Source organism: Pseudomonas sp. B16(2017), assembly GCF_002113205.1.
GTDB classification, from domain to species: domain Bacteria; phylum Pseudomonadota; class Gammaproteobacteria; order Pseudomonadales; family Pseudomonadaceae; genus Aquipseudomonas; species Aquipseudomonas pharyngis.
Map to the genome: position 1 here is coordinate 159,561 of NZ_NEKA01000016.1, position 9,871 is coordinate 169,431.

General features: G+C 59.0%; 8 protein-coding genes. 3 read left to right on the top strand and 5 right to left on the bottom strand.

Going from position 1 to position 9,871, the window contains the following annotated elements:
• Positions 1–6: 6 nt before the first annotated feature.
• The 4 genes from hflD to CAG25_RS24010 form a co-directional block, all read right to left on the bottom strand.
• The gene (gene hflD, locus CAG25_RS23995) at positions 7–630 is read right to left on the bottom strand and encodes a high frequency lysogenization protein HflD (RefSeq protein WP_039767411.1); all 624 of its coding nucleotides are present in this window, start codon (positions 628–630) and stop codon (positions 7–9) included.
• Positions 627–1,751: a tRNA 2-thiouridine(34) synthase MnmA gene (gene mnmA / locus CAG25_RS24000; protein WP_007951446.1), complete on the bottom strand. Its 1,125-nt coding sequence runs from the start codon at positions 1,749–1,751 to the stop codon at positions 627–629. Before mnmA ends, hflD begins: the two co-directional genes overlap by 4 nt.
• 59 nt (positions 1,752–1,810) lie before the next feature.
• The gene (locus tag CAG25_RS24005) at positions 1,811–2,257 is read right to left on the bottom strand and encodes an NUDIX hydrolase (protein ID WP_085612662.1); all 447 of its coding nucleotides are present in this window, start codon (positions 2,255–2,257) and stop codon (positions 1,811–1,813) included.
• 78 nt (positions 2,258–2,335) lie between these two features.
• Entirely contained in the window at positions 2,336–4,561 is a 2,226-nt protein-coding gene (locus CAG25_RS24010) for an NADP-dependent isocitrate dehydrogenase (RefSeq protein WP_085612661.1), read from the bottom strand.
• A 481-nt stretch (positions 4,562–5,042) separates the two neighbouring features.
• Here CAG25_RS24010 and icd point away from each other — a divergent pair, with 481 nt between their 5' ends.
• On the top strand, positions 5,043–6,299 hold the full coding sequence (gene icd / locus CAG25_RS24020; RefSeq protein ID WP_007951441.1) for an NADP-dependent isocitrate dehydrogenase: 1,257 nt from the start codon (positions 5,043–5,045) through the stop codon (positions 6,297–6,299).
• 79 nt (positions 6,300–6,378) lie between these two features.
• Here the strand turns inward: icd and CAG25_RS24025 are convergent, their stop codons facing one another.
• Complete coding sequence (locus tag CAG25_RS24025; RefSeq protein WP_085612660.1) at positions 6,379–6,672, bottom strand: cold shock domain-containing protein; 294 nt, start codon at positions 6,670–6,672, stop codon at positions 6,379–6,381.
• Between the two features lie 224 nt (positions 6,673–6,896).
• Here CAG25_RS24025 and clpS point away from each other — a divergent pair, with 224 nt between their 5' ends.
• Both clpS and clpA read left to right on the top strand, forming a co-directional pair.
• Complete coding sequence (gene clpS / locus CAG25_RS24030; protein WP_011334948.1) at positions 6,897–7,280, top strand: ATP-dependent Clp protease adapter ClpS; 384 nt, start codon at positions 6,897–6,899, stop codon at positions 7,278–7,280.
• A 30-nt stretch (positions 7,281–7,310) separates the two neighbouring features.
• Positions 7,311–9,581 (top strand): ATP-dependent Clp protease ATP-binding subunit ClpA, encoded by a 2,271-nt coding sequence (clpA, locus tag CAG25_RS24035; protein WP_007951436.1) that lies wholly within the window; start codon positions 7,311–7,313, stop codon positions 9,579–9,581.
• The last annotated feature ends 290 nt before the right edge of the window (positions 9,582–9,871 follow it).

A 9,871-nucleotide genomic window follows, 5' to 3' on the forward strand; every position in this document is an offset into this window, starting at 1 on the left:
GACGATTTACTCGCTGCGCATCAACGGATACAGCTCTTTGAGCAACTTGCGCCGGCTGACGACCAGCTGCCAGCGGTGACCGCCGAGCTGGCGCCACAGGCGTGCCGAGCGAATGCCGGCGAGCAGCAGGGCGCGGATCTTCGAGGCGTTGCTCGGCTGCTGCAGGTTGCGCATGTCGCCGTGCACCTGAATGCGCTGGCGCAGCGTGCTCAGGGTGTCCTGATACAGCGCGCCGCAGGCCGCTATCACGTTTTCGTGGGCAGGGCCGAAATGCTCGACCTGCGACTGGATCTGCGGCAGACGCTTGCCGATCACGTCGAGCATGTCGTTGCGCTTGGCCAGTTGCCGCTCAAGACCAAGCATCGACAACGCGTAACGCAGCGGTTCGCGCTGCAAGGTGCTCGGGTCGCGCTCGAGGGCGCCGATCAGTGCGCGGTAACCCTCGCGCAGGTTGATGTCGTCGCCGCCGTAAACATCCAGCGTGTCTTTCGGGTCACGAACCAGCAGGCTGCCGAGCATGCAGCTCAGGCCGGCCTCGTTGGTCTGGCCAGTCTTGGCGATCCGGTCCACTAGCACGGCGGCGAGAAACACGCCGCCCAGAGCGGTCAATTGCTCCTGAGTCGGGCTCATGCCTGGCCGCTCCACGGCTCGGCGACTTCGATCACGCCGCCACCGAGGCAGATTTCACCGTCATAAAACACCACCGACTGGCCCGGCGTGACTGCGCGTTGCGGCTCGTCGAACACGGCGCGATAGCCGGTCGCGGTTTTTTCCAGGGTGCAGGCCTGATCGCTCTGGCGATAACGAACCTTGGCGGTCAGGCGCAATGGCTGGCTCAGATCGATCGGATTGACCCAATAGATTTCCGAAGCGAGCAGGGCGCTGGAGAACAGCCACGGATGGTTGTTGCCCTGACCGACGATCAGCTCGTTGGTGTCCAGATCCTTGCGCAGCACGTACCACGGCTCATCGCCGGCGTCTTTCAGACCGCCGATACCCAGGCCCTGACGCTGGCCGATGGTGTGATACATCAAGCCGTGGTGACGGCCGATGACTTCACCTTCGGTGGTCTTGATCTCGCCCGGTTGCGCCGGCAGGTATTGCTTGAGGAAATCGCTGAAACGGCGCTCGCCGATGAAGCAGATCCCGGTGGAATCCTTCTTCTTGGCGGTTGCCAGCTCGTATTTCTCGGCAATTGCACGGACTTCCGGCTTTTCCAGCTCGCCGACCGGGAACAGGGTCTTGGCGATCTGTTCGCCGCCGACGGCGTGCAGGAAGTAGCTCTGATCCTTGTTCGGATCCAGGCCCTTGAGCAGCTCCGTGCGGCCGTCGATGTCGCGGCGGCGCACGTAGTGACCGGTGGCGATCAGGTCGGCGCCGAGCATCATGGCGTAGTCGAGGAACGCCTTGAACTTGATCTCGCGGTTGCACAGGATGTCCGGGTTCGGCGTGCGACCGGCCTTGTATTCGGCCAGGAAGTGCTCGAACACGTTGTCCCAGTACTCGGCGGCGAAGTTGGCGGTGTGCAGTTTGATACCGATCTTGTCGCACACGGCCTGGGCATCCGCCAGGTCGTCCATGGCGGTGCAGTATTCCGTTCCGTCGTCTTCTTCCCAGTTCTTCATGAACAGGCCTTCCACTTCATAGCCCTGCTCGATCAGCAGGAGAGCGGAAACGGAAGAGTCCACGCCGCCGGACATGCCGACAATGACGCGCTTCTTGGATGTGTCAGAAGGGGCTGGATCACGCATAGGGATTCAATGAGTGTCTTGAAAAAGGACGCGATTCTATCAGGCTCACGGCCTCAAGGCTAAAGGGAAGGGCGGATCAGTTCGAGGCCGAAGCGATTGCCGGCCAGATAATCGTCGATGCAACGGATGATCAGCTCGCTGCGCCAGTTATCGCGCTGGGCCAATAATTCGTCGCGGGTCAGCCACTTGGCGCCGACGATGCCGTCGTCCAGTTGATAATCCGGGTGGTGTTTTACCGCTTCGGCGCTGAAGCATACCCGCTGGTAAGTCACGCCGTTGCTCGGGGCGGTGTACAGATAAATGCCGATGACGGCGGTGGGTTCGACGTCCCAGCCGGTTTCCTCGAGGGTTTCGCGCACGGCGGCTTCGATCAGGGTTTCGTCCGGATCGAGATGGCCGGCCGGCTGATTGAGCACGTTACGCCCGGCCTTGTGTTCCTCGACCATCAGGAAGCGGCCGTTGTCCTCGACGATGGTGGCGACGGTGATGTGGGGGAGCCATTGCATTGATTGAATCTCCTGGGCGAAAGGCAGAAACACAAACCCCGGCGCATGGCCGGGGTTTGTGATGTTCCCTTTACAACCTTAAACCAGCGCAGCGATGGCCGCGTTGAAGGTTGCGCTTGGGCGCATAGCCTTGCTGATCAGCTCGGCGTCGGCGTGGTAGTAACCACCGATGTCCACTGGCTTGCCCTGAACGGCGTTGAGCTCGGCGACGATGGTCGCTTCGTTCTCGGTCAGGGTCTTGGCCAGGGTCGCGAACTGCGCTTGCAGTGCAGCGTCTTCAGTCTGGGCGGCCAGGGCTTGTGCCCAGTACATCGCCAGGTAGAAGTGGCTGCCGCGGTTGTCGATGTTGCCGACTTTGCGCGATGGCGACTTGTTGTTGTCGAGGAACTGGCCGGTGGCCTGGTCCAGAGTCTTGGACAGTACCAGCGCTTTCGGGTTGTTGTAGTTCACACCCAGGTGCTCGAGAGAAGCGGCCAGGGCCAGGAATTCACCCAGCGAATCCCAGCGCAGGAAGTTCTCTTCGACCAGTTGCTGCACGTGCTTCGGAGCCGAGCCGCCGGCGCCGGTTTCGAACAGGCCACCGCCGTTCATCAGCGGCACGATCGACAGCATCTTGGCGCTGGTGCCCAGTTCCATGATCGGGAACAGGTCGGTCAGGTAGTCGCGCAGTACGTTGCCGGTCACCGAAATGGTGTCCTTGCCTTCGCGGGTGCGCTGCAGGGTGTATTTCATGGCATCGACCGGCGCCATGATCTGGATGTCCAGACCAGCGGTGTCGTGATCCTTCAGGTAAGCCTGAACCTTCTCGATCACCACGCCGTCGTGGGCGCGCATCGGGTCCAGCCAGAAAATGGCTGGAGTTGCGCTTGCACGAGCACGGTTGACGGCCAGTTTGACCCAGTCCTGGATCGGCGCGTCTTTGGTCTGGCACATGCGGAAGATGTCGCCGGCTTCAACAGCCTGCTCCATCAGCAGGGTGCCTTTGCTGTCGGTCACGCGAACCACGCCGTCGGCCTTGATCTGGAAGGTCTTGTCGTGGGAGCCGTATTCTTCAGCCTTTTTCGCCATCAGGCCAACGTTTGGCACGCTGCCCATGGTGGTCGGATCGAAAGCGCCGTTGGCTTTGCAATCTTCGATCACCGCCTGGTAGATGGTGGCGTAGCAGCGATCCGGGATCACAGCCTTGGTGTCGTGCAGCTGGCCATCGGTGCCCCACATCTTGCCGGAGTCACGGATCATGGCCGGCATCGAGGCGTCGACGATAACGTCGCTCGGCACGTGCAGGTTGGTGATGCCTTTGTCGGAGTTGACCATCGCCAGCGACGGACGAACGGCATAGACCGCTTGCACGTCAGCTTCGATCTGGGCTTGCTGCTCGGCCGGCAGGGATTTGATGCGGGCGTACAGGTCGCCGATGCCGTTGTTCAGGTTGAAGCCGATCTCGGCCAGCACGTCGGCGTGCTTGGTCAGGGCGTCCTTGTAGAACTCGGCAACGATCTGGCCGAACATGATCGGGTCGGAGACCTTCATCATGGTGGCTTTCAGGTGAACCGACAGCAGCACGCCTTGTTGCTTGGCGCTGTCGATTTCAGCGGCGATGAACGCGCGCAGGGCCTTTTTGCTCATCACGGAGCAGTCGAGGATCTCGCCCGCCTGAACGGTGGTTTTTTCTTTCAGGACGGTGGTGGTGCCGTCTTGGGCGACCAGCTCGATTTTCACGGTGTCAGCGGCGTCGATCAGGGCCGCTTTTTCGCTGCCGTAGAAATCGCCGGTGCTCATGTGAGCGACGTGGGACTTGGAGTCCTTGGCCCAGGCGCCCATTTTGTGTGGGTGCTTGCGAGCGTAGTTCTTGACCGACAACGGCGCGCGACGGTCGGAGTTGCCTTCACGCAGAACCGGGTTCACGGCGCTGCCCTTGACCTTGTCGTAACGCGCCTTGGCATCTTTGTCGGCGTCGCTGGTCACGGTTTCCGGGTAGTCCGGCAGGTTGTAGCCCTGGGCCTGCAGTTCTTTGATCGCGGCTTGCAGTTGCGGAACCGAGGCGCTGATGTTCGGCAGCTTGATGATGTTGGCTTCAGGCGTAACGGCCAGGTCGCCCAGTTCGGCGAGGTGGTCGGCTACGGCTTTGTCGCCCAGTTGCTCGGGGAAGCTGGCCAGAATACGTGCTGCAAGAGAGATATCGCGGGTTTCCACGGCGATATCGGCCGAGGCGGTGTAAGCCTCGATGATCGGCAGCAGGGAATAGGTGGCGAGGGCTGGAGCTTCGTCGGTGAAGGTATAGATGATCTTCGAGCGGGTGGGCATATTCGGATTAACTCTCTCTTCTTTGCTAAAGCGTGCGCAGAAACTCGAGGGGCGCCGGGTAAGCGCGTTCGTTCAAAGTCATCCATGAACCGAATGTCGAGATTCTTCGCGGTGATGTTGGGTGCATCAGTAGAGCGTCAAGCAGTCGGACTGCGGTAACAACCCGACCAATCAGGCGGAAAGTCTCGTGCTAGAGAGGCCAGCCGTCGTGACCCTTTGGTCAGCGGGCGGCATTATACATAGGTAGCTGGCAATCTGCCGATGGTTCATATGCAACGATTCTCGTCCATTGGTCTAAAGGTCGCAGGCCGGGGTGGGGCGTAGAGTCGCCGTGAATGCTTGAGATTGGCGCTTTTCCCTTTGCTTTCAGGCTTGTATGAACCGAGATGTGGTCGCGCCCGGAACAGAGGGTTTGCGTGTTGATTTAACTGGGTTACGCTCGAACCAAGCCAGATGTTCAATCCAAACAATGGAGTTCAGCATGGGTTACAAGAAGATTCAGGTTCCAGCCGTCGGCGACAAAATCACCGTCAACGCAGACCATTCTCTCAATGTCCCTGATAACCCGATCATTCCCTTCATCGAAGGTGACGGCATTGGCGTCGACGTCAGCCCTGTGATGATCAAAGTGGTTGATGCTGCCGTAGAGAAAGCCTACGGGGGCAAGCGCAAGATTTCCTGGATGGAGGTTTATGCTGGCGAAAAAGCGACTCAAGTCTATGACCAGGACACCTGGCTGCCCCAGGAAACCCTGGACGCCGTCAAGGATTACGTGGTTTCCATCAAGGGCCCGCTGACCACTCCAGTCGGTGGCGGCATCCGCTCCCTCAACGTCGCCCTGCGCCAACAGCTCGATCTCTATGTCTGCCTGCGCCCGGTGGTGTGGTTCGAGGGCGTGCCGAGCCCGGTGAAAAAGCCCGGCGACGTCGATATGGTGATCTTCCGCGAGAACTCCGAAGACATTTATGCCGGTATCGAATGGAAGGCCGGCTCCCCTGAGGCCACCAAGGTCATCAAATTCCTGAAAGAAGAAATGGGCGTCACCAAGATCCGTTTCGACCAGGACTGCGGCATCGGCATCAAGCCGGTTTCGAAAGAAGGCACCAAGCGTCTGGTGCGCAAGGCCCTGCAATACGTAGTGGACAATGACCGCAAGTCGCTGACCATCGTGCACAAGGGCAACATCATGAAATTCACCGAAGGTGCCTTCAAGGACTGGGGCTATGAGGTGGCGAAGGAAGAATTCGGCGCCGAGCTGCTTGATGGCGGCCCATGGATGAAATTCAAGAACCCGAAAACCGGCCGCGAGGTCGTCGTCAAGGACGCGATCGCCGATGCCATGCTCCAGCAGATCCTGCTGCGTCCGGCCGAGTACGATGTGATCGCCACCCTCAACCTCAACGGTGACTACCTGTCCGACGCCCTGGCGGCGGAGGTGGGCGGTATCGGTATCGCGCCCGGTGCCAACCTGTCCGACACCGTGGCCATGTTCGAGGCGACCCACGGTACCGCGCCGAAATATGCCGGCAAGGACCAGGTCAACCCGGGTTCGGTGATCCTGTCGGCGGAGATGATGCTGCGCCACCTGGGCTGGACCGAGGCGGCCGACCTGATCATCAAGGGCACCAATGGTGCAATCAAGGCCAAGACCGTGACCTACGACTTCGAACGTCTGATGGAAGGCGCCACGCTGGTGTCGTCTTCGGGCTTCGGTGAAGCGCTGATCAAGCATATGTAAGAAAGACGGCTGCAACGAAACCGCCCGGCTCGAGTGATCGAGCCGGGCGGTTTGTTTTCTGGCAGGTGTTCGGGTTACTTCAGCTGGTCACTGATTGGTGATGAGCGGCAGCAGCAGCCGAGGCGGCATCTTTCGCGGCCTCGACATTGACATTCTGAATTTTTGTGGCATGCAGGCCTTTGGGCCCTTGCACGATCTCGAATTTGACGATTTGCCCGGCTTTCAGGGTTTTGTACCCCTCCATCTCAATGGTGGAGTAGTGGGCAAATAAATCGATGGTCTTACCATCTTCATCATGTCCCATGGGGCCATCGGCGTTGATGAAACCGAACCCCTTGGCATTGTTGAACCATTTCACCTTGCCGACAGCCATGCTCAAATCCCTCTGCAACAGTCTCCATCGCTGGAGTATCATCCAATCCATCCGCAGTCGAATCCGTTAAAAAGATTGACTCCGCGGATCTTTTTTCCCCACTGTGGGTTCTATTGGTTGTAACACCGTTTTCCCGATAGTCAAGGTGACCGGGCAGTCGGAGTTGAAAACGTGTCAAGCCGCCCCCACCACTGTATTTGCACAACTGACGAACCTTTCTTTCCATGCATGCAATCAGCCAGATTCGACTAACATTCAATCAGGATCGCCCGCTTCTCCAAAAGGATCTTCCACAGGAGCACGACGACGATTCGGCAGGCGTTGCTGTTCAGGAAGCAAAGCCTGCGTTACAGGCGCCGCCGATGTACAAGGTGGTTTTGTTCAATGATGACTACACACCGATGGATTTCGTCGTCGAAGTGCTCGAGGTGTTTTTTAACCTGAATCGCGAGCTGGCGACCAAGGTCATGCTGGCCGTCCACACAGAAGGGCGGGCAGTATGTGGAGTGTTTACCCGCGACATCGCCGAGACAAAGGCCATGCAGGTCAACCAGTACGCCAGGGAAAGCCAGCATCCGCTACTCTGTGAAATCGAGAAGGACGGTTAATCGCCGACCACTTGGGTATGAGGTGAAGCTATGTTAAACCGCGAGCTCGAAGTCACCCTCAATCTTGCCTTCAAGGAGGCACGTTCGAAACGTCATGAATTCATGACCGTCGAACACCTGCTGCTGGCCCTATTGGACAATGAGGCTGCCGCCACCGTATTGCGTGCCTGCGGCGCAAACCTCGACAAACTCAAGCACGACCTGCAGGAGTTCATCGACTCCACCACGCCACTGATCCCCGTTCACGACGAGGATCGCGAAACCCAGCCAACCCTGGGCTTCCAGCGTGTGCTGCAACGTGCTGTCTTTCATGTGCAGAGCTCGGGCAAACGCGAAGTGACCGGCGCCAACGTGCTGGTTGCAATCTTCAGTGAGCAAGAGAGTCAGGCGGTGTTCCTGCTGAAACAGCAGAGCGTTGCACGCATTGATGTCGTCAACTATATCGCCCACGGCATTTCCAAAGTGCCGGGGCATGGCGATCACTCTGAAGGTGAACAAGATATGCAGGACGACGAGGGCGGTGAGTCTTCTTCTTCTGGCAATCCGCTGGACGCATATGCCAGCAATCTCAACGAACTTGCACGCCAGGGCCGGATCGATCCGCTGGTCGGGCGTGAAACGGAAGTCGAGCGTGTCGCGCAGATTCTGGCGCGTCGTCGCAAGAACAATCCGCTGCTGGTCGGCGAGGCGGGCGTGGGTAAAACCGCGATTGCCGAGGGCCTGGCCAAGCGCATTGTCGACAACCAGGTGCCGGACCTGCTGGCCAACAGCGTCGTTTACTCACTCGATCTGGGCGCTCTGCTCGCGGGCACCAAGTATCGCGGTGACTTCGAGAAGCGCTTCAAGGCGTTGCTCAATGAACTGAAAAAACGTCCGCAGGCGATCCTGTTCATCGACGAGATCCACACCATCATTGGTGCGGGTGCTGCGTCCGGTGGCGTGATGGATGCCTCGAACCTGCTCAAACCGCTGCTGTCGTCTGGCGACATTCGCTGCATCGGCTCGACCACGTTCCAGGAATTCCGTGGCATCTTCGAAAAAGACCGTGCCCTGGCACGTCGCTTCCAGAAGGTCGATGTCGTCGAGCCGTCGGTGGAGGACACCATCGGTATCCTGCGTGGCCTGAAAGGTCGCTTCGAACAGCACCACAACATCGAATACAGTGATGAGTCGCTGCGCGCCGCTGCGGAACTGGCTTCGCGCTACATCAATGACCGGCACATGCCGGACAAAGCCATCGATGTGATCGACGAGGCAGGCGCGTACCAGCGTCTGCAACCGGTCGAGAAGCGCGTGAAACGCATCGAAGTCCCTGAAGTCGAGGACATCGTGGCGAAAATCGCGCGGATTCCGCCGAAGCATGTCACCAGCTCCGACAAGGAACTGCTGCGTAATCTGGAGCGTGACCTGAAGCTGACGGTGTTCGGTCAGGACGCGGCGATCGATTCGCTGTCGACTGCGATCAAGCTGTCCCGTGCCGGTCTGAAGTCGCCCGACAAGCCTGTTGGTTCGTTCCTGTTCGCAGGGCCGACCGGTGTCGGTAAAACCGAAGCCGCGCGTCAATTGGCCAAGGCGCTGGGGATCGAACTGGTTCGCTTCGACATGTCCGAGTACATGGAGCGCCACACCGTATCGCGTTTGATCGGTGCGCCTCCGGGTTATGTCGGTTTCGACCAGGGCGGTCTGTTGACCGAAGCGATCACCAAGCAACCGCATTGCGTATTGCTGCTCGATGAAATCGAGAAGGCGCATCCGGAAGTCTTCAATCTGCTGTTGCAGGTGATGGACCACGGTACGCTGACCGACAACAACGGGCGCAAGGCGGACTTCCGCAACGTGATCGTGATCATGACCACCAACGCCGGTGCTGAAACGGCGGCACGTGCTTCGATCGGTTTCACCCATCAGGACCACTCGTCCGATGCGATGGAAGTGATCAAGAAGAGCTTCACGCCGGAATTCCGCAACCGCCTGGATACCATCATTCAATTTGGTCGCCTCAGTCACGAGGTTATCAAAAGCGTGGTGGACAAGTTCCTTACCGAGCTTCAGGCGCAGCTGGAAGACAAGCGGGTGCTTCTGGAAGTCACCGATGCGGCGCGCAGTTGGCTGGCGGCCGGTGGTTACGATTCGGCCATGGGCGCTCGTCCGATGGCGCGTCTGATCCAGGACAAGATCAAGCGTCCGCTGGCGGAGGAGATTCTGTTTGGCGAGCTGGCCGAGCATGGCGGTGTGGTTCACATCGACATCAAGGATGGTGAGTTGACGTTTGACTTCGAGACTACCGCAGAAATGGCTTGATAGCCGGGAAGTGGAAAGGCGCCTTCGGGCGCCTTTTTATTGTCTGTTTGTTTGGTGTGAATATCCGTTGTTGCGGTAACGGCTTCTTAGGGTTCCGCCCTTACGGCGGGTCACTTTTGGCAAACGCGGTGCGTGTCAAGGCACCTGTCGCCTTGTTCCAATCGTTGTTAGCCAGTTGAGCCCTTAAAGTCAGGGCGCTCTGGGTTTAAATACACCGCATCAGCTAGTTTCCAGTTGCGTGTCCGAGTGCTCCAACGGCTCGGATTAGCTTTCCTGGCATCCTCATAAAG

Bases quoted from the DNA above. Each gene is read 5' to 3' on its own strand.
- CAG25_RS24025 (WP_085612660.1), bottom strand. From the start codon at position 6,672: ATGGCTGTCGGCAAGGTGAAATGGTTCAACAATGCCAAGGGGTTCGGT.
- mnmA (WP_007951446.1), bottom strand. From the start codon at position 1,751: ATGCGTGATCCAGCCCCTTCTGACACATCCAAGAAGCGCGTCATTGTC.
- hflD (WP_039767411.1), bottom strand. From the start codon at position 630: ATGAGCCCGACTCAGGAGCAATTGACCGCTCTGGGCGGCGTGTTTCTC.
- CAG25_RS24010 (WP_085612661.1), bottom strand. From the start codon at position 4,561: ATGCCCACCCGCTCGAAGATCATCTATACCTTCACCGACGAAGCTCCA.
- clpA (WP_007951436.1), top strand. From the start codon at position 7,311: ATGTTAAACCGCGAGCTCGAAGTCACCCTCAATCTTGCCTTCAAGGAG.
- clpS (WP_011334948.1), top strand. From the start codon at position 6,897: ATGCATGCAATCAGCCAGATTCGACTAACATTCAATCAGGATCGCCCG.
- icd (WP_007951441.1), top strand. From the start codon at position 5,043: ATGGGTTACAAGAAGATTCAGGTTCCAGCCGTCGGCGACAAAATCACC.
- CAG25_RS24005 (WP_085612662.1), bottom strand. From the start codon at position 2,257: ATGCAATGGCTCCCCCACATCACCGTCGCCACCATCGTCGAGGACAAC.